Source organism: Dorea sp. D27 (assembly GCF_001185345.1).
Classification (GTDB): domain Bacteria; phylum Bacillota; class Clostridia; order Lachnospirales; family Lachnospiraceae; genus Extibacter.
The window spans coordinates 444154-463494 of record NZ_KQ236744.1 but is presented as its reverse complement, the minus strand read 5'-3'; the positions used below and the strand labels follow the sequence as shown (position 1 = coordinate 463494).

The 19341-nt window shown below is 50.1% G+C and carries 16 protein-coding genes; 4 read left to right on the top strand and 12 right to left on the bottom strand.

Annotated elements, in window-relative coordinates:
• The first annotated feature begins 8 nt into the window (after positions 1–8).
• Both HMPREF0980_RS08690 and HMPREF0980_RS08685 read left to right on the top strand, forming a co-directional pair.
• A complete protein-coding gene (locus HMPREF0980_RS08690; RefSeq protein ID WP_049728746.1) occupies positions 9–344 on the top strand; it encodes a helix-turn-helix domain-containing protein in 336 nt (111 codons plus the stop codon).
• Positions 345–423: 79 nt separating this feature from the next.
• Positions 424–1236 carry a DeoR/GlpR family DNA-binding transcription regulator gene (locus tag HMPREF0980_RS08685; protein WP_049728745.1) on the top strand — a complete coding sequence of 271 codons (813 nt, stop codon included), beginning with the start codon at positions 424–426 and terminating at the stop codon, positions 1234–1236.
• Between the two features lie 37 nt (positions 1237–1273).
• Here HMPREF0980_RS08685 and araA read toward each other — a convergent pair whose 3' ends face one another.
• From araA to HMPREF0980_RS08655, 6 genes are all read right to left on the bottom strand, one after another.
• Complete coding sequence (araA, locus tag HMPREF0980_RS08680) at positions 1274–2767, bottom strand: L-arabinose isomerase (protein WP_049728744.1); 1494 nt, start codon at positions 2765–2767, stop codon at positions 1274–1276.
• A 29-nt stretch (positions 2768–2796) separates the two neighbouring features.
• The gene (locus HMPREF0980_RS08675) at positions 2797–4398 is read right to left on the bottom strand and encodes a xylulokinase (RefSeq protein WP_049728743.1); all 1602 of its coding nucleotides are present in this window, start codon (positions 4396–4398) and stop codon (positions 2797–2799) included.
• A gap of 15 nt (positions 4399–4413) precedes the next feature.
• The gene (locus HMPREF0980_RS08670; RefSeq protein WP_084002710.1) at positions 4414–5466 is read right to left on the bottom strand and encodes an ABC transporter permease subunit; all 1053 of its coding nucleotides are present in this window, start codon (positions 5464–5466) and stop codon (positions 4414–4416) included.
• Between the two features lies 1 nt (position 5467).
• Positions 5468–6562 (bottom strand): ABC transporter permease, encoded by a 1095-nt coding sequence (locus HMPREF0980_RS08665; RefSeq protein WP_049728742.1) that lies wholly within the window; start codon positions 6560–6562, stop codon positions 5468–5470.
• Positions 6549–8054 carry a sugar ABC transporter ATP-binding protein gene (locus tag HMPREF0980_RS08660; RefSeq protein WP_084002747.1) on the bottom strand — a complete coding sequence of 502 codons (1506 nt, stop codon included), beginning with the start codon at positions 8052–8054 and terminating at the stop codon, positions 6549–6551. Before HMPREF0980_RS08660 ends, HMPREF0980_RS08665 begins: the two co-directional genes overlap by 14 nt.
• A 140-nt stretch (positions 8055–8194) precedes the next feature.
• Complete coding sequence (locus HMPREF0980_RS08655; protein ID WP_049728741.1) at positions 8195–9190, bottom strand: ABC transporter substrate-binding protein; 996 nt, start codon at positions 9188–9190, stop codon at positions 8195–8197.
• 387 nt (positions 9191–9577) lie between these two features.
• On the opposite strand from HMPREF0980_RS08655, the gene HMPREF0980_RS08650 reads away from it, so the two are divergent.
• Positions 9578–10669 (top strand): GntR family transcriptional regulator, encoded by a 1092-nt coding sequence (locus tag HMPREF0980_RS08650; RefSeq protein WP_049728740.1) that lies wholly within the window; start codon positions 9578–9580, stop codon positions 10667–10669.
• On the opposite strand, the gene HMPREF0980_RS08645 is transcribed toward HMPREF0980_RS08650, so the two are convergent.
• The 6 genes from HMPREF0980_RS08645 to uraA form a co-directional block, all read right to left on the bottom strand.
• Positions 10666–12285, bottom strand: a complete 1620-nt coding sequence (locus HMPREF0980_RS08645) for a response regulator transcription factor (RefSeq protein ID WP_049729173.1) — start codon at positions 12283–12285, stop codon at positions 10666–10668. The two genes, HMPREF0980_RS08650 and HMPREF0980_RS08645, sit on opposite strands and share 4 nt — an antisense overlap.
• Before the next feature lie 19 nt (positions 12286–12304).
• Positions 12305–13330, bottom strand: a complete 1026-nt coding sequence (locus tag HMPREF0980_RS08640) for an ABC transporter substrate-binding protein (protein WP_049728739.1) — start codon at positions 13328–13330, stop codon at positions 12305–12307.
• A gap of 3 nt (positions 13331–13333) precedes the next feature.
• Positions 13334–14845 (bottom strand): sensor histidine kinase, encoded by a 1512-nt coding sequence (locus tag HMPREF0980_RS08635; protein ID WP_049728738.1) that lies wholly within the window; start codon positions 14843–14845, stop codon positions 13334–13336.
• 157 nt (positions 14846–15002) lie between these two features.
• A complete protein-coding gene (locus HMPREF0980_RS08630; protein WP_049728737.1) occupies positions 15003–16739 on the bottom strand; it encodes a carbon starvation CstA family protein in 1737 nt (578 codons plus the stop codon).
• 70 nt (positions 16740–16809) lie between these two features.
• Entirely contained in the window at positions 16810–17343 is a 534-nt protein-coding gene (locus HMPREF0980_RS08625; RefSeq protein ID WP_049728736.1) for a DUF8052 family protein, read from the bottom strand.
• Positions 17344–17538: 195 nt separating this feature from the next.
• The gene (uraA, locus tag HMPREF0980_RS08620) at positions 17539–18798 is read right to left on the bottom strand and encodes a uracil permease (protein ID WP_049728735.1); all 1260 of its coding nucleotides are present in this window, start codon (positions 18796–18798) and stop codon (positions 17539–17541) included.
• Between the two features lie 290 nt (positions 18799–19088).
• Here uraA and HMPREF0980_RS19240 point away from each other — a divergent pair.
• A partial coding sequence (locus HMPREF0980_RS19240; protein ID WP_207643606.1) for a hypothetical protein occupies positions 19089–19341 on the top strand: 253 nt, incomplete at its 3' end.

The following is a 19341-nucleotide window of genomic DNA, read 5'->3' as shown; positions in this document are numbered from 1 at the left end:
TGAATACTATGGATAATCTAAAAAAACTCAGAATACAAAGAGGATTGAGCCAGCAGCAGCTGGCAGACCTGCTGCATACAAGCCAGCAGTCTATATATAAGTATGAAAAAGGAATTGCGGAACCGAATCTGGAGACATTAAAAAATATGGCTGATTATTTTGAAACTTCTATCGACTATCTTGCCGGCTATACTTCTATCACCCATAAAATCGAGCCCGTGTCAGAGCATGCCCTGAATTCTGATGAACAGGCCGTAATTGAAAAATACAGGAAACTAGGCCCAAGAACCCGGGCGATCATACACATAATTATAGACGAATACCTGCATAGCTCCGAACGCTAACGTGCAGAAATGCTTTCTTGACATCCCTAATCGCGCTATCTATAATCATTATAAGATTTGCAAAAAGGGGGGATTCTCAATGAAGTCGGCATCCAGGCAGTCGCTCATATATGATTATATTAAGAAACACAGCGAGGTATCTATCAACCATATTGCCCATTATTTCAACATATCACCGGTTACGGTGCGCAGATATGTGGACAAGCTGGAACAGAACGGACTTGTCTCTCGGAAATACGGGAAAGCTCTCATAGCTGACAACAGTAAGGCAGAGCTTTCTTTTTATTATCGTTCCATGAACGGTACGGAGTATAAACAGATGATTGCCCGGCTTGCGCTGCCCCACCTTCTGGAATCGTCCTCCGTGTTCCTGGACGCGAGCACGACCGTGCTCGAGCTGCTCAAGCTGCTCCCCCGGACGCATTCCCTGACCGTCTACACAGCCAGTACGGCTATCCTGGGCTATCTGAAGGACTATCAGAATGTCACCTTGTTCATCATGGGCGGCTATCTCTCGCATACCGACGGCGTCACGCTCGACTCTGTGGCAACAGTCAATACGGCCCGGCAGATATTTGTAGACGCGGCCTTCATCTCCTGCGGCGGGTTCTCCGCCGGCGGCTTTTTTGACAATGCTACAACCGGAATCGATGTGAAAAGAACCATACTGCACAATTCGGCCCACAATTTTCTGCTTGCTGACCACACGAAATTTAACTCAAACGGAATCTTTCTTGTAGAAACATGGGCCCCGATACAGACCCTTATCTGTGATGCCTCCTTTGATAAAAAAACGGAACGGCTTCTCGAAATGAAAGAGGTGCATATAGAATATCCCAATGCGGGATCCACAATACGTAAATCAGATACCCCGAAAAATTGGGGTATCTGAATTGTAGCACAGCCTCGTCCGAAGTGCAACAGGGAGATTAAAAAGCGGCAGCGTTCCACTTGAGTTCGTTCTTAAACTGCCGGATCGTAGTGTCTTTGTCAATATACACCGCCTCGATTCCCATGGCTTCCGCCCAGTCACCCATCTGTTCTGCACTCACGTCATATGAGAATGCCGTGTGGTGCGCGCCTCCCGCCAGGATCCATGCTTCGGCGCCGGTCCGAAGATTCGGCTCTGGCGTCCAGAATGCAGTGGCAACCGGAAGCTTCGGCATCGGCTTTTCTGTCTGCTTACAGTTTACATCGTTGATGATAAGCCGGAACCGGTCACCCAGGTCAATGAGCGATGTCGCCACCGCGGCGCCTTCTTTTGCCGTAAATACAAGACGTGCCGGGTCTTCCCTGTCACCCATGCTGAGCGGACGGCATTTAATGCCGACCGGCCCTTCTGCAATCGACGGGCACACTTCCAGCATATGGGCCTGGAGGATTCCCTCTTTACCCGGAACGAGATTGTATGTATAATCTTCCATGAAGGACGTTCCTTTCGCTCCCTTCATCCCCTGTGTCATAATCTTCATGATGCGGACCATAGCCGCCGTCTTCCAGTCTCCCTCTCCGCCAAATCCATATCCCTTTTCCATGAGCCTCTGGATAGCAAGTCCGGGAAGCTGTTTTAACGAACCCAGGTCCCCGAAATGCGTGACGACCGCCTGATAGTTCTTCTCCTCCAGAAACCGCTCAAACCCGATTTCTATTCCGGCCTGGACAGCTGTATGCTCACGGAACTCCTTCTCATCACGGCCTTCCAGCAGTATTTCATATCTGTCGTAATATTCTTCAACGAGCGTATCGATATCTCCTCTTGGTACTGCCGCAACCGCTTCGGCTATCTCATTGACCGGATATGCGTCCACTTCCCATCCGAATTTGATCTGTGCCTCTACCTTATCGCCTTCGGTTACTGCCACATTACGCATATTATCGGCAATGCGCATGACACGCACATGACTGCTTTCGATGACCCCCACTGCCGTGCGCATCCAGGAACCTATTTTCTTCTGGACATCTGAATCTGCCCAGAATCCGACCACTACCTTCCGCTCCATTTTAAGACGGCTGAAAATATGGCCGTATTCCCGGTCGCCGTGGGCCGCCTGGTTCTCGTTCATGAAATCCATGTCAATCGTATCGTATGGTATCTCCTCATTAAACTGCGTGTGCAGATGCAGCAGCGGTTTTCTGTACTCCTGCAGGCCGAGAATCCATGACTTGGCCGGGGAAAACGTATGCATCCATGTGATGACGCCCGCACATGCCTCATCGTTGTTGGCCTCGTTGAATGTCTTTCTGATCAGCTCGTTCGTGATCAGCGTCGGTTTCCAGACAACCTCGTACGGGAGATTGCCGGAGGCATTCAGCGCATCTACTATTTTGCCGGAATGTTCTGCAACGTGCGTCAGGCATTCCTTCCCATATAAATCCTGAGATCCGGTACAAAACCAGAACTTATACTCTTTCCTTTTTATCATGATATCTGTCTCCTTCAAGTTGTGTTTCTTTACTTCTGCTGCCTTAACGTCTCTATCGCCGCTCTTTCTATCGGAAAACCGGCCGAGTAACGATGGATAAATGTCTCGTAGCCTTCTACATCTTTTGGATCAGGCTCTGCCTTTCTCCCGGCATCGCTGCCAAATGCATTAGCGGCCAGCCAGCCTGCCAGATGTTCCTCCGTCTGCTCCCGCCTGTAGGCGGCCAGAAGAGCGATTCCCCAGGCTCCACCTTCTCCCGCTGTCTCCATGACGGATACCGGCGTGTCGATGGCAGCCGCCAGAATCTTCTGCCCCACATCTTTCGTCTTAAACAGACCGCCGTGTCCCAGCATCGTATCCAGCTTCACTCCCTCGCCTTTGAGCAGGATATCCATCCCTGTCTTAAGCGCTCCGAGAGATGTAAAGAGATGGACACGCATGAAATTAGCCAGATTGAACTTGCTCTGCGGTGTCCGCACGAACAATGGCCTGCCTTCTTCAAATCCGGTGATATGTTCCCCCGAGAAATAATTATATGCCAGAAGTCCGCCGCAGTCTGCATCGCCTTCCAGGGCCTTTTGATACAGCATGCCGTACAGCCCGCCCATATCCACTTCTATCCCGAGGCCTTCTGCAAATTCTCTGAATAAGCCTACCCAGGCATTCAAATCAGACGTACAGTTGTTGCAGTGCACCATGGCAACGAGGCTGCCATCGGGGGTCGTCACCATATCAATCTCTTCATACACCCTGGACAGCTCTTTCTCTAATACAGCCATGGCGAATACGCTCGTGCCTGCCGATACGTTGCCGGTACGGACGGCCACGCTGTTCGTTGCCACCATGCCCGTTCCCGCGTCCCCTTCCGGCGCGCACAACGGAATCCCTGCCTTAAGCCGGCCGGAAGGATCCAGCAGCCTCGCTCCCTCTTCCGTCAGGACACCTGCGTCTTCTCCTGCAAGGAGCACCCGGGGAAGCAGCTCTTCTAATCTCCATGGATAATTTTTATCTGCCACCAGCCTGTTAAACTGGCCGATCATCCGGCTGTTGTAGTCTTTGCTCTCCACATCGATGGGGAACATGCCGGAGGCATCCCCTATCCCTAACACTTTCCTTCCGGTCACCTTCCAGTGCACATAGCCTGCCAGCGTCGTGAAGAACCGCACACGAGCCACATGCTCTTCCCCGTTCAGTATGGCCTGGTACAGATGCGCAATGCTCCACCTCTGTGGGATATTATAATGGAATGTATCCATAAGCATCTTTGACGCCTGTTCTGTAATGGTGTTGCGCCACGTACGGAAGGGCACAAGCAGTTCGTCACTATCATCAAATGCCATATATCCGTGCATCATGGCGCTGAAGCCAATGGCTCCCACATGTTCAAGAACAATCCCGTACCGGTCCCTTACATCTTCCGCCAGCTTACTGTAACAATCCTGGATTCCAGCCCACACCTCATCTAAATCATACGTCCAGATACCTTCCACATACCGATTCTCCCAGTCATGGCTTCCGGACGCTACGGGCACATTGTCTTCTCCTGCCAGCACCGCTTTGATGCGGGTAGAGCCAAGTTCAATCCCAAGTGCCGTCTTCCCGGCGGCTATAGCTTTTCTAACATCACTCATATTCCAACACCTCTCCTACTGTGAAGTACCTTTTTTACGGGCCATGACAATACTCTGGATGATAAGGAACAGGCAGAGCATCGCCGCAATCGTAATTCCCGTCCACCATGCCTGATCCAGCCCCGCAGATGATACGATATTCTGTATCAGGCTGAGCGACAGCACACCGAAGAGGGTTCCTGCAATATTACCGACTCCTCCGGTCAGCAGCGTTCCTCCGATGATTGCGGAGGCGATGGCATTCATCTCCATACCGCTGGCGTGCGAGGCAGCCCCGCTTCCTACATGAAGGAAGTATACATATCCGCCGATGCCTGCCAGCACCCCGCAGAGCAGATGAGCCAGGAACCTTGTTCTCTTTACATTGATTCCGAGCATCAGGGCACTCTGCCTGTTGCCTCCCACCGCGTAGAATCCACGGCCGAGCCTCGACCATCTGAGCAGCACGAACAGCAGAACGACGAGCAGCAGCGCAACGACCACGCCAATCTCGACGTAAGCGTCTACGTATTTCCCGATTCTGTTTACCGACCCCATGCCCGGTACGGTGATGCGCGTCTCTTTCAGATCAACAAATGCTTCATTTTGTACGTTGAATGGGTTCGTATGTACAATCGTAGTCATACCGCGGGCAAAGAACATTCCCGCCAGCGACACGATAAACGGCTGGATATCCAGATATGCCACCAGGAATCCCTGAACAAGGCCGAATCCCAGGCCTATGCCAAGGGCAATCAGCGCAGAGACGAAGATATTGCCATCCTTGTAATCCAGATATACCGCGCAGCACATGCTGACGAGAGCCGCTACTCCGCCGACGGAGATATCGATGCTCCCGGTGATCATGACAATGGTCAGTCCGCAGGACGCGATAATCAGCGCCGCATTTGCATTCAGTATATTGAAGAATGTCTGTGGCTTCAGGAACCCCGAGCCCTGGAACAAGATTGCGCCGACGTACATCAGCAGGAATACACCGATCGTAATCAGGAGCAGCAGGTTCGTATCGGACATTGATTTGATATGCAGCCGTCTGACGCCTGCAGGCTTCTTTTCCGTCATTGTCATATTAACCAACCTCCTTTTTCTTTATTGTCATCTTCTTGAATACGGATGACATTTTATCTCTTACAGCCGGTGCACTTATGACTACAAGTACGATGACCACGATTGCTTTATATGCTGATAACGCGTCTGACTTTACATTGAACTTATAAAGCGTCGTCGTCAGAAATTGTATTACATAGGCGCCAAGGACAGATGCGGTCATGTTGAACTTGCCGCCGCTTAAGGCATTCCCTCCGAGCGCGACCGCAAGGATTGCATCCATCTCGATATCTTTTGCGATGACCGAATAGTTGATGGATGAGATACGGCTTACCTTGATCAGTGCAGCTACCGCGACGCATAACCCAAGGATTACAAAGCTTAAGAACTTGATAAACGCCGGATTCAGGCCATTTAACCTGGAAGAGCTCGCATTGATGCCGACCGCCTGCGTATATAAGCCCAGATTTGTGAACTTCAGCACTAGCGCTGTTATGATGATACAGCCCAGTGCGATAAAGAACGGGGTCGGAATCGGAATACCGGGAATAAACCCGCCAAAATATGTAAAGCTCTCATCACTTACGACCGGAAGCTCATTATTGTTGATCCATGCCGCAACAGAGCGCCCTGCCGTGAACAGAATCAGAGTCGCTACCATAGGCTGGATGTTAAATCCCGCAACGAGCACCCCGTTGAAGGCCCCAAAGAGCATCGCAACCACACAGGCTACGAGGAAGGCCACGATAATCGGCGCCTGCAGCTCATCCGGCCTTGAGTTCGTGCCACAGAGCACACGCAGGATTACCGAGCCTGCGATGGCAATTGCGGCGCCTACGCTGATATCCTGCCCCCCTGACGCCGCCGTAACGAGGGTCATGCCAATGGCAAGTATTGCAAGCTCTGAACCGTAATCCAGGATTGTAATCAGGTATCCTGACAGGACGTGGTTGCCTGCACTGTTGACGTCCATTGAGATCTTAAAAAAAGACGGGTCTACAATCAGGTTAAATACAGCCAGCAGCAGGAGTGCCGCTATCGGGATAAATATCTGCTTGCTTGCAATCTTGCCCACTATCTGGTTCATACTTGATTTGTTTGTATTATTCTTCTGCATTCTCTTTGTCACCTCCGGCAATCATACCCATGATGCTGCTCTGGGTCAGGTCTTTGCCCGAAATCTCGCCCACCATCTTGCGGTCCCTCATGACAATCAGCCGGGAACAGGTACGGAGCATTTCGTCTGTCTCAGAAGAGATGAATGTGACACTCATACCTTCTGAAGCAAGTTTCAGTACTAATTTCTGTATCTCGATCTTGGTACCTACATCGATACCACGTGTCGGTTCATCCAGTATCAGATAATCCGGATGCGTGAACAGCCATCGGGCAAGTATCACTTTCTGCTGGTTCCCTCCGGAAAGCGATTTGATTGGCGTATCTGCGGATGCCGTCTTGATATCGAGCAGCTTGATATACTCATCTGCTATCTCGTTTGCTTTCGCCCTTGAAAACGGTTTGAAGAATCCTTCCAGCACCTGGGCCGCGAGTATAATATTGTCACGCACCGAGAGGTCTCCTACTATGCCGTCTCCTTTGCGGTCCTCCGGAAGGTAGGCGATGCCGTTCTTCATCGCATCAATCGGTTTGGTTATCTTTATCTTCTTACCATCCTTCTTCACGGTTCCGCCTATGACTTTGTCCGCACCGAAAATCGCACGGATACACTCGCTCCGTCCCGAGCCGAGCAGTCCGGTAAATCCGTTGACTTCCCCTTTTCTTATATTGAAATCAAATGGTTTGATACCTGCATCACTCTGAAGCCCTTCGGCTTCCAATACAGGAGGGACGGAATCATCCTGCTTATACATCAAGCTCTCATCCCTTATTTCCTCAGCGTCATCCAGCTCCTTCCCGAGCATCTTCGCAACGAGCTGTACACGTGGAAGATCTTTGATTGCATATTCGCCCACGAGCTTCCCGTCACGCAGGACCGTAATCTTATCGCATACCTCATACACCTGCTCCAGAAAGTGGGTGACAAAGATGATGCCTACCCCTCTCGCCTTCAGGTCTCGCATGAGCCCGAACAGCTTTTCTACTTCCTGCTCATCCAGAGAGGAGGTCGGCTCATCCAGAATCAGCACCTTGCAATCCATATCCACGGCACGTGCTATGGCGACCATCTGCTGAATCGCGATAGAGCAGTCCGAGAGCTGCTGTGTCGCCCTGGCCGGGATGTCAAGCGCCTTCAGCATCTTATCTGCCGCCTCGTTCATCTTCTTCCAGCTATGGCCCAGCGCTTTGCCGCGGCCGATGTGCATGTTTTCCGCTACCGACAGGTTCGGACAGAGTGTAATCTCCTGATATACCGTGCTGATTCCAAGATTCTGTGCATCCTGCGGAGAACGGATTACCGCCGCTTTATCCAGCCCTTTCAGGTATATCTCTCCTTCATCTTTCATATAGACGCCGGTCAGAACCTTGATCAGTGTAGATTTTCCTGCTCCGTTCTCGCCCATCAGTGCATGTATCTCACCTTCACGCAGCGTAAAATCGACCGCCTGCAGGGCACGTACTCCGGGAAAGCTTTTATGGATATTCTTCATTTCTAATATAGCATTCTCTTTCACCAGTGCATTCACCTCTAATCTCTTTTCATAAAAGGGCCCGGGAGCGTATTTACTGTCCTGTACGCTGCGCCGCGCCCTTGATAAGCGGGTAATCCGCTTTGCTGCCTGTTTATGTATCAGATGCCGTACTTCTCAACATCTTCCTCTGTAATTGTCGTGGCATCAAATCCTTTTTCATCCATGATGATCGTCTTCTCTTCCACTTCGCCGCCGTCTTCAATCGTCTTGATAACTTCATCGATGTAGGAAGCCTGGAACGGATTGCACTGTCCGTCGTAGTTCCAGTTCTGTGCAAGCAGTTCTTCCAGCGCCCACTTGTTGCAGTCAAATCCCATGATTATCACATCTTTGCCTACGCCATGAGAGATGTTAGCCTTATCAAGCGCTGCCACGGCACCTTTGGCCATATCATCGTTTTCCGCATAGATTACGTTGAACGCTTCACCGGAATCAATTGCTGACTGGACTATCTGCTGTGCTTTCTCTGCATTCCACTCTGCCGTCTGCTGTGTAACGATATTCCAGCCTTTATCCTTGGCTGCCGCATCAAGCGCTCCGGAACGTCCTTTCTGTGCCGCGGAACCCATGACGCCCTGGATATGGATGATGTTGTACGCGTCAAGTCCCTGTTCTTCCAGCCAGTTGACAGCTGTCTCGCCTTCCTTCTCCATGTCTGATACGATGGAGGCTTCATACAGGCTTTCGTCCGCGTCAATCGTACGGTCAAATAAGATGACTCTCGTACCTGCATCCTGGGCATCCTTCAGGACAGAATCCCATCCGGCCGTGTCAGCCGCTGAAAGGAGAAGGTAATCGACACCGTCCTGGATGAACTTCTGAGCTGCCGTAATCTGCTCATCGTTCTTGAGGCTGTACGCGAAGGAAGCGTCATATCCGTTTTCCTTTGTAAACATCTCTTTCATATCTTTGTCATTCGCCGTACGATATCCAGACTCGTTCGGGTCGTTATTGATAATGCCCACTTTGATCGTACCGTCCCCGGAATCTTTCTTTTCGGCATCTTTGTCGGATGACCCGCCTGATGATCCACATCCCGCCAAACCTAATACCATAACTGCTGTAAGCAATACTGCAACAATTCGTCTTTTCATAATTTTTCCCTCCTGGTTTTCATAGTTCACTGTAGCGTGGCCCCGCTTCTTTGTAATTCAACCTTATCACCTGCGCTTCCGCATATCAATCTGTAATACGGCGCATTTTAGCGGTTTATTAGTTTTTTACAATACAACTTTTCTGTGATATAATATAATTCAAATACAACTTTTCAGCTATTGTATGTTATTTTAAGAAACAAGAAGGAAAATTTACGATTTTAATACATTTCGGCGTGCCAGACGCACGTCATTCCCCGCCGCCTGTACTGTAAACTTCATTCGGAACAATCCAAAAGGTATGATTTTTATTCATCTTTTATGTTTTTTTCATATCACTCCAGTATAGGGGAACACACTTTTTTCAATTTTTTATGGAGGTGCCACATGGCAATAAAATACAAATGGCTGGCAGGCCGGCTCAGAGAACTGATTCCCAGTTACATAGGAAATGGACGCAACAAACTGCCGTCGGAGCAGGAGCTTTGTGCAAAGTACAAGGTCAGCCGCCAGACGGTCCGCTTTGCACTTGCGCTTCTGGAAGAAGAGGGGCTGATAGAAAAGAAACGGGGAAGCGGCTCCTACCTCACAGGTCTCTCAGCCGGCCCCTCGGCAGATGAAATCGGGATTCTGATGTCTGACGATTCCGAATACATCTATCCAGGCGTCATAAATGATATACGCAGTACCCTGGCACAGAGCGGTTTCTCCGGCAAAGTGTACGTGACCCGCAACCGGTTCCAGAGCGAGCGCCAGATATTGTCTGATCTTCTCGACGCACCTCCCCGCGGAATTATAGTAGAGGGCAGTAAAAGTGCCCTGCCAAACCCGAATCTGGATCTCTACCGCAAGCTGATAAGGAAGGGGTGCATCGTGCTGTTTCTTCACAACTATTATCCGGATCTGAACGACTGCCCGTATGTGAAGGATGACAACACCGGAGGAAGCGCCCTGCTTGTGAAGCATCTCGTTGAACAGGGGCATACTGCCATCGGCGGTATATTCAAATCAGATGACCAGCAGGGACCGGAACGGTTCTGTGGATTTATCGAAGCCATGAGAGATGCTCATCTTGCTGTTCCAGATGAGCGGATCGGCTGGTTTGATTCCCGTGACCTGGATAAGCTGCAGCGTTTTCAGGATACACAGTTCCTGAAAAGGTTCGTGCTGGAATCGCTGGAATCCTGTACCGCTGTCATCTGCTACAATGATATGATCGCATATTTCCTGATCAAGGAGCTTCGTCTTGCCGGCTACCGCCTCCCTGACGACATGGCATTGACCGCCTTTGACAACACATACTTGAGCAGTTCCGGCATTCTCTACTTCACCACGCTTACCCACAGGTCACATGAGATGGGGACTGCTGCCGCTCAGATGATGATCGGCAGATTAAAAGGATCTCCTGCCATATCGCAGGAGATCCCATGGAGAATCAATCTGAAAGAAAGTACGACCGAGCATATCGGGCTCATCTAATCCTTTTTGCTGTTCCGGTATTCTCGCGGGCTTAAGCCCTGTGTCTTCTTAAATACGAAGCTGAAATAGTGGGAATCCTTATACCCTACCTCCAGCGCAATCTCTCCGGATGACTTATCTGTAGACACAAGCAGCCTCCTCGCCTTTTCCATCCGCTTCTCCGTAACGTACTCGATAAAAGTTTTCTGCATGTTCTGGCTGAATACAGCGCTAAGATAATTCGCGCTCACATCCGCTTCCTCTGCCACACTGCTTAAGGACAGAGATTCCCGGTCATAATTGCTGTCTATATAATCCAGTGCGTGCCGAAGGAGTCTGCCGCTCTGATAGCTGCTCTTTCTGTCGCGGATGCTTATTGCCGCCCGCAGCGAATCTACGAAGTAGTCAAAGACTTCCGCGGGCTTCATATGCATATCCCGTATACCGTTATCCGTCTCTTTTTCAAAGTCTTCCTGTGCCGCCCCGATGGATTCTATGAATGCTATTACCGTAAACCGAATGTTAAGCACTACATAATCCCGGAACATTCTTGACTCCAGCGCTTCTCTGATACCTTGTACATATGATTCCACAAAATCATGGATTTCGCTTCTGTTCCCTCTGGATAGAAAGTCACGGATAATCTCCGGCGCTATCTTAGACGGGTTCACATTCCCTATATTATTGTCTTCCCGCGGCATGAGATACTCTGCAAGGGTAGCCTCTGTAAGCAGGTGAAGGTCCGGCATGATAAAACGATACGCGAAATAATGATTGACGTTCCGGTAGCAGTCCGAAAGCAGGCTTAACCGCTCTACCGGATGGCCGGCTGCTACATACCAGTCCATCTGCTCCTCTTCCGGCCCACATACCTGCCTGATATGTTCCAGCGCCTTCTCTGTCAGCTCCTCCATCTGTCCATTCTCTGCCTTCACGAGCACTCCAAAGCAGTTGGCATTCCACCGGAACGGTATGTACTGTGGATGGCGCAGGAAATAATGCAGCACCTCCTCCTGCTTTGTGATAAACCGGTCTCCCCGTCCGCCGGCCAGTGCACCGGCTTTTTCCTGCAGGCAGAGGAACAGAAGGTTATAGCATGACGCTGATAGATCCATGGATAGTTTCCCCGCTTCATCGTACATGTCCTTAACGGATATCTCTCCTCCTCCGAGTACTTTTTCAAAAAACTGCCTCCGGGAAAACTGCTCATATTCCCGCATCTCGTTTTGATACCGCACCCGGTATTCATCCTGCTGTGCATCCTGCACGATCTTCTCTTTCAGCTCCAGCAATACCTTCCTGAGATCTGCTCTTGTCACCGGTTTCAGCAGGTACTGGTCCACACCTGCCTGAATGGCCTCTCTTGCATATGCAAAATCATCATAACCGCTGATGATGATGATCTTTATCTTAGGAAATTCAGCCCTGACCATCTTGCTAAGAGATAGTCCATCCATAAATGGCATCTTTATATCCGTAATGAGCACATCCGGCCTGACCCTGCGTATGAGCGGAAGCGCCATCTCACCGTCCGCCGCCTCCCCCACGAACCGGTACCCATACTGTTCCCAAGGAATCTTGTCACGCAGACCCTCTCTTATCACGCTCTCGTCTTCAACCAAAAACACTTTCAACATCTTTTTCCCTCTGTTTCCTTTAATAAGATCTGTCATCGATAACGCTGTCTACATTTTTCTTTGTAAATACCTTTTCCTCTACAAAATACTCCTTATCTGCACGCTCTCCATTTTCCATCGTCCTGATTACTTTTTCTATGTACGCGCCCTGCTCCGGATTACACTCGATATCGACATTGATAATTCCTTCTTCCACCTTCTCCAGTGCAGACTTTGTAGCGTCAAAGGAAATGACGATAATCTCCCCTTCCGTTCCGGTCGTCATCCCTGCTTCCTGAATCGCTTCCAGTGCCCCAAACGTCATATCATCATTCTGGGATACTACCACATCAATGTCCTCATACTTCTGCAGCATTTTGTTCATCTCTTCCTTGCCCTTGGCAGTAGTGAAATCAGCATCTGCCTGTTCCAGTATATTCCAGCGATCATGCTGTGCCGCGACGGAATCAAATCCTTTCGTCCGCCCGATGACAGATGTGCTGCCATTTGTCCCCTGCAGCACAACGATATTTACTTCTTCATCCCCGCGCCCCTCTTCTGCAAGGTGTCCGGAGAGCCAGCGGCCTGCCCTTCGGCCTTCTTCCGTAAAGTCGGAACCGACCCATGCGGTATATAGAGACTCGTCCTTTACATTTACGTTCCGGTCCATCAGGATGACCGGTATGCCCGCGTCTTTCGCCTCCTGAAGCACCGTGTCCCATCCATCTTCCACGATGGGTGAGAATACGATATAGTCTACCTGTTGGGAGATAAAGCTGCGAAGTGCCTTGATCTGGTTCTCCTGTTTCTGCCTCGCATTGTCAAAAATAAGAAAATATCCGTTCTCTTTGCTGAATGTGCTCTGTATCGATGCAGTGTTCGCCGTTCTCCATACCGATTCACTGCCTATCTGCGACACTCCTACCACAATCAGGCTGTCATCCTTCGGAGTAACCGTATCCTGGCTGTTATCTTCCTTAAAGTCCGGCCCGCATCCTGACAGCAATAGCAGTACAGCCAGCACAGATGAGATCAGCCGGAACTTCCTCTTTGCCCTCTGTTTCATATGTCATCTCATCCTTTCCTTCTGTGCTTCTTCCACCTCGATTGCCGGAATGATAATCTCCACCGTTGTTCCTTTTCCTTTCACCGAGTTGATGGTCATACCATATTCCGGCCCGAAATACATATGAATACGTTCATTGACATTGGCAAGCCCGAATCCTTTCTTTGTCTCGCCACACGGACGCTCTATCTCCTCCCGCAGCTGCCGGAGTTCTTCCTCCTCCATGCCCACTCCGTCATCGCTGACCGTCAGACTGATCATATCGCCCTTTTTCTCTCCGCTGATACTGATATTTCCTTTTGCCCTCTTGTATTTTATGCCATGATAGAGCGCATTTTCTACCAGCGGCTGGATTGTGAGCTTCAATATCTGATAGTCATACAGTTGGGGGTCTATCCGAAACTCATATTCTAATATGTCATGATAACGCATCTCCTGGATTTCCAGATAGCTTCGGATATGCTGCTCTTCCTGTCCTATGGATATGAACTCTTTCCCTTTGCTGAGCACCAGCCGGAAGAAATCCGACAGCGTGACCACCATATCTACCGCCTGCTCTGTTTCATTGCCCTCGATCAGCCAGACGATCGTATCCAGCGTATTGTACAAAAAGTGAGGGTTGATCTGCTCCTGCAGGAGCCGCAGGTCTGCCCTCCGCATCTTCTGCTCGTCTTCCTTCACCTTGCTGATCAGCCCCTGCATATTTCCCGCCATATTATTGAATCCGTGCGCCAGTACCTCAATTTCATCCCGGGAATCTGCACTGGCACGCACTTCAAAATCGCCTTCCGCTATCTTCTCCGTGGCAACATAAAGCTCCCGTATCGGCCGGAGGATTCCTGACGCTATCAGGACTGTAACGACTGTCACCGCCGCCACGAGCAGGAGGACCAATATGATACATATGACGACAAAATCATTCATCTGCCGGTTGAGATTATTGGTCACCTCTTCCATGCTCTGCGTCTGATAGTATATGTAATACTGGATATCATCCTGAATCAGTTCCGTCAGAATATAAATATTGTTGTCCAGCTCTTCTATATTCTCATCATACCGCTCTCCGGCAGATACGCTCTCCACGATATCGTCCACCCTCTTCTCCAATGTGTCGATATTGCGCAGCAGGCTTTCCAGCCAAAGCCTGCTCTCCGTCTCCGTCGTTATATCCATGAGCTTCGTAAACTCGCTGCGCAGCTCGTCAATCATGACATACGGATCCTTCAGCGTGTCTTTTTCCGATATGTTGTCGAACGTGACATATCCGACTACGAGCTTGTACAGGCTCTCATCCATCTCCTCTTTGAAATCCAGATTATAATTATTGGCAATGGTAAGGTTCCTCACGATATCATCGTAAGCACGGCTGTATTTCGTCATGGAGACAAGCAGGTAGACGACCATGGCCAAAAAAGGGAGGGCTGCCATTGCTGACAGCATCATTATCTTATTTTTAATCGGAAACCGTATCTTATTATCTGCGGACTTCTTTCTGAAAAAATTTTCTCTCTTCATCCTGACCTCCATTGCATACATTTTATCACACCGGCCTGTAAATGAAAAGGAGACTGCCGTATGATGCATATGTGTATACTGCAGAAACCGGCGCAGCCAATGCCACGCCGGTTCATCCGTAATTTTATATCACTTCTCTATAACCCTGCCACTGATATTAAGCAGCCTTTTTGTCCTGTTTCATCAGAGTCCTGATGCCGTCCACTGCAAGCACTACTGCAAGTATCACGAGCAGAACCGCGATAATCGTACGTACGTAGCACCATGACACGCCTTCGCCTCCCAGGGCGATGCCTGCTACGTTGGACTTGATTGTAAAGCAGAGTGAGGTGATTGTGACTACGAGCATAAATGCCATAGGGATATAGAACATCTTGTTGTTCTTTCCTGCCTTGCCAAGCCATGTCGCAACACCGAGCAGACCAAGTGCCGCGAGCAGCTGGTTGGCGGCGCCGAACAGAGGCCACACGTTTGCATAGCCGGTCAGTCCGAGGCCGACTCCGAGTATTACAGTAATAATGGTCGCTACGAACGGATTCGTAAGTACCTTTTTATATCCTGTCGTCTCCGCAATCGTTTCTCCCGGATTGAGCCAGAACTCCTGGAACATATAGCGGGCCAGACGTGTCGCGGTATCGAGCGATGTCAGACAGAATGCGGACACTGCCAGTACAAGCATGGAGTAAGCGACTTCTTCTGTTCCTGCCAGTCCGGGGATGGAGCCTACCATCTTGGAGATACCGGTGGCAAATACGACGGTCGGTGTAACCGTCTCTCCTGATGCATAGTTCGCCCAGATATAGCCTACCGCGCAGAGTGAAATGATAGCAAGGGCACACTCGATAAGCATACCACCGTATGCGATCGGCCTGGCATCTCTTTCATTGTTCAGCTGCTTTGCTGTCGTACCGGAACCAACGAGTGAATGGAAACCGGATATAGCGCCACAGGCAATCGTCACGAACAGAGCCGGGAACAGATAGCCGAGAGAGGCTCCGGTCGGCGCCAGCGTGTCTTTAAAGCCTGTGAATGCAGGTATATCCATGGTGGCGCCGCCTGTAAACGCGCTGCCTACGATTCCCACGACTGCCACAGCCATCATGAAGTAGAGCAGGAAGGAGCTCAGATAATCCCTTGGCTGCAGCAGAATCCATACGGGTGTCACGGATGCTACCGTGATGTAGATGCCTACAATTATCATCCATGTCGTGTTGCTTAAGTATAAAGGATGCCAGTTAAATCCGACTGCCATGCATACAACGATAGCTGCTACGCCGATGACGGTGGACACGCCGAGTGACGCGTTCCGCCTGTATACGAGGAATCCGAATACGATGGCGATGGCAATAAATAATATGGATATCATGGCAGTTCTCGCGTTTGCCGCGCTGGCCGCCACGTCCACCGCCCCGCTCTCCGTATATGTAGCCATAAATGTATTGGCAACGATAGAGGCAAAGGCAGCGACTACGAGTATCAGTGTAAGATAAGAGAACGTGATAAACAGCTTCTTTGCTTTTGTTCCCATAGAGTCCGCAATGACTTCACCCATGGACTGCCCTTTGTGCCGGATGGACGCAAATAATGCGCCAAAATCATGGACAGCACCGAAGAAGATGCCCCCGATCAGCACCCATAATAATACGGGCACCCATCCGAATACCGCCGCCTGGATAGGACCGTTAATCGGCCCGGCTCCTGCAATGGATGAAAAATGATGTCCAAGCAGCACAGGTGCCTTAGCAGGGACATAATCCACTCCGTCCTCTTCCGTATGTGCCGGTGTTTCCTTGGACGGGTCTACGCCCCACTGTTTGGCAAGCCACTTGCCGTACGTGACATAGGCGATGATGAGAATCGCAATGCCCGCTAACAATACTACAATACCATTCATTTTGTTTTCCTCCTCATTCCTTCTTTTGTTCTATATACCGGCCGGACTCCTTCAGCTTTCCGGCAGGCTGCTAAGAAGGCCCTATTACTTTGGCCTTAGTATAGCCTTTTACCAGGTCTTTGGCAGCGCGGTTGCCAAAGACTTTTCCGTTCTTCATATCAAATACAAGCAGCCTCACTTCGCTGTATCCGCGGACTGTCCATTTATAATTTTTCACGAAGCTGAAACGCTTCACTTCCTGCCTGACATCCTCAGGGATACCGTTATCACATATGAAGACGCCTGTGATATATGTATACATATGGTTTTTTTCCGGCCATCTCTTACCGCCCCTGACGAGCTGAGGTTCTATGTATGAGGCAACCTGTATCCGGAAACGCTCCAGATCGTCCCCCCTGAGACCGTCCGTCACACGAAAAAACACGTGCTCAAAGCAGTCCGCCCGCCACAATTCTGCCTTCTTGACGAGGACATACTTGGCGCTGGTCACACTGAAAGCCGCGTGTGCATCATATATATCCCCATTGATACAGCAGGTTCGTTCTATGTCATAGCTTGCCTCGTAAGAAGCGAGCAGTTTTTCTAATAGCTCTCTGCCTGTCATATATGAAATTCTCCTTTGCACTACTGCAATTCAGTAAAGCATTTCTTAAAATACTCTTAAATTTTATCATCTATACTCCAGAAATGCAAGCCTTTCAGAGCACACTCTATAATTATTTTTAATCTCAAAGAATGAATTGGGGACGGGGTTTTTCTAGAAAAACCCCGTCCCCAATTCATTTTGCCCTGTCCCTCATCATTCATCTCTGTCATTTGTCAGTTTCAGCTTATCCAGAATATAGAAAATAAGGCTCAGCATCATTCCGACGATACATGCCAGCACCATCCCCGTCAGCTGTATATTTCCGAACTTTACCGCGATACCGGAGAGGCCGGTTACAAAGACGACAGATGTCAGTGTCAGGTTCCTGGATTTCCCGTAATCCACCTGGGAATCGACCAGGATGCGGATACCGGATGCCCCGATCATACCATAGAGCAGAAAAGAGATTCCTCCTATGACCGGACCCGGAATCGTCTGTATGAGCATGGACAGCTTTCCGACAAAAGAGCAGATGATGGAGAGTACTGCAGCTCCCGCTATGACGCGGACGCTATATACTTTCGTGACTGCCATGACTCCGATATTTTCCCCGTATGTCGTCGTGGGGACGGAACCAATCATTCCAGATAACATTGTCGAGAGATTGTCCCCGAGCAGGGAACGGTGAAGTCCGGGATCCTTCAGCAGGTCTCTTCCAACAATCTTGCTCGTCACCACCTGATGCCCGATATGTTCGGATGCTATGACCAGCAGCACCGGCAGTATAATCAGTATCGCCTCCATGCTGAAGCGGGGTGTCTGGAAATTGGGCATCTCCAGCAGTGAGGCGGCAGCCACCTGCCCGAAGTCCACCATGCCGCAGCAGACAGCAGCCACATACCCTGCGATGACCGCTATTAGTATCGGTATGACGGAGAGGAATCTGCGGAACACGATATTGCCGAATACGGCCACGCCGAGCGTCACCATGAATACGATTACGTTGCCGCTGTCAATCTTCTCATCCAGAAGCCCTGCATTTCCTGCCGCCGAACCAGCCAGCTCCAGACCGATAAGCGCCACTACCGGCCCCATGGCAGCGGGCGGCAGCACGATGTCTATCCATTCGGATCCGAACTTATAGATAATCAATGCGAGCACACATCCAAAGAAGCCGACTACAACAAATCCTCCGAGTGCATACTGATAGCCCATCTCACTTATCACGATACCCGCCGGTGCCAGGAACGCGAAGCTGGAACCAAGATAAGCCGGTGCCTTTCCTTTTGTGATGACGATAAACAGCAGTGTACCGACTCCGTTCATAAACAGCACGATTGCCGGGTTAATTCCGAAAATAAACGGAACGAGCACCGATGCCCCGAACATGGCAAACATGTGCTGGATACTGAGCGGCACGAGCAGCCGGAAAGGAACCTTGTCCTCTACCTGGATAATCTTACGACCTTCCATTTCATTTCCTCCTCATATGTTCTTTACTTTTTTACTCTCGCTCCCCATTATACCACAAGCGCAGAAAAGGAAGCGCCATGCAATGGCATTTACTTTTCAAGCAGTGGATTGCCGGGTATAATCCGCCGGGACGGCGGCAAGGCGGCAGCCTTGGATTGCACGCATGTGCAATCATTATGCCACAAGCGCAGAAAAGGAAGCGCCATGCAATGGCATTTACTTTTCAAGCAGTGGATCGCCGGGTATAATCCGCCGGGACGGCGGCAAGGCGGCAGCCTTGGATTGCACGCATGTGCAATCATTATGCCACAAGCGCAGAAAAGGAAGCGCCATGCAATGGCATTACTTTCAAGCAGTGGATTGCCGGGTATAATCCGCCGGAACGGCGGCAAGGCGGCAGCCTTGGATTGCACGCATGTGCAATCATTATACCACAAGCGCAGAAAAGAAAGCACCACGAAATAGCATTTACTTTTCAAGCCTTGCTCCATTCCGTTGCTCCAACCGATGCAACTGCCAATGCACCGCACTTGTTGGCATATT

What these genes read in the sequence shown, in the direction of transcription:
- HMPREF0980_RS08650 (WP_049728740.1), top strand. Translation starts at nt 9,578, where the DNA reads ATGGCAATAAAATACAAATGGCTGGCAGGCCGGCTCAGAGAACTGATT.
- HMPREF0980_RS08635 (WP_049728738.1), bottom strand. Translation starts at nt 14,845, where the DNA reads ATGAAGAGAGAAAATTTTTTCAGAAAGAAGTCCGCAGATAATAAGATA.
- HMPREF0980_RS08660 (WP_084002747.1), bottom strand. Translation starts at nt 8,054, where the DNA reads ATGAAGAATATCCATAAAAGCTTTCCCGGAGTACGTGCCCTGCAGGCG.
- HMPREF0980_RS08665 (WP_049728742.1), bottom strand. Translation starts at nt 6,562, where the DNA reads ATGCAGAAGAATAATACAAACAAATCAAGTATGAACCAGATAGTGGGC.
- HMPREF0980_RS08690 (WP_049728746.1), top strand. Translation starts at nt 9, where the DNA reads ATGGATAATCTAAAAAAACTCAGAATACAAAGAGGATTGAGCCAGCAG.
- araA (WP_049728744.1), bottom strand. Translation starts at nt 2,767, where the DNA reads ATGATAAAAAGGAAAGAGTATAAGTTCTGGTTTTGTACCGGATCTCAG.
- HMPREF0980_RS08630 (WP_049728737.1), bottom strand. Translation starts at nt 16,739, where the DNA reads ATGAATGGTATTGTAGTATTGTTAGCGGGCATTGCGATTCTCATCATC.
- HMPREF0980_RS08640 (WP_049728739.1), bottom strand. Translation starts at nt 13,330, where the DNA reads ATGAAACAGAGGGCAAAGAGGAAGTTCCGGCTGATCTCATCTGTGCTG.
- HMPREF0980_RS08685 (WP_049728745.1), top strand. Translation starts at nt 424, where the DNA reads ATGAAGTCGGCATCCAGGCAGTCGCTCATATATGATTATATTAAGAAA.
- HMPREF0980_RS08655 (WP_049728741.1), bottom strand. Translation starts at nt 9,190, where the DNA reads ATGAAAAGACGAATTGTTGCAGTATTGCTTACAGCAGTTATGGTATTA.
- HMPREF0980_RS08670 (WP_084002710.1), bottom strand. Translation starts at nt 5,466, where the DNA reads ATGACAATGACGGAAAAGAAGCCTGCAGGCGTCAGACGGCTGCATATC.
- uraA (WP_049728735.1), bottom strand. Translation starts at nt 18,798, where the DNA reads ATGGAAGGTCGTAAGATTATCCAGGTAGAGGACAAGGTTCCTTTCCGG.
- HMPREF0980_RS08625 (WP_049728736.1), bottom strand. Translation starts at nt 17,343, where the DNA reads ATGACAGGCAGAGAGCTATTAGAAAAACTGCTCGCTTCTTACGAGGCA.
- HMPREF0980_RS08645 (WP_049729173.1), bottom strand. Translation starts at nt 12,285, where the DNA reads ATGTTGAAAGTGTTTTTGGTTGAAGACGAGAGCGTGATAAGAGAGGGT.
- HMPREF0980_RS08675 (WP_049728743.1), bottom strand. Translation starts at nt 4,398, where the DNA reads ATGAGTGATGTTAGAAAAGCTATAGCCGCCGGGAAGACGGCACTTGGG.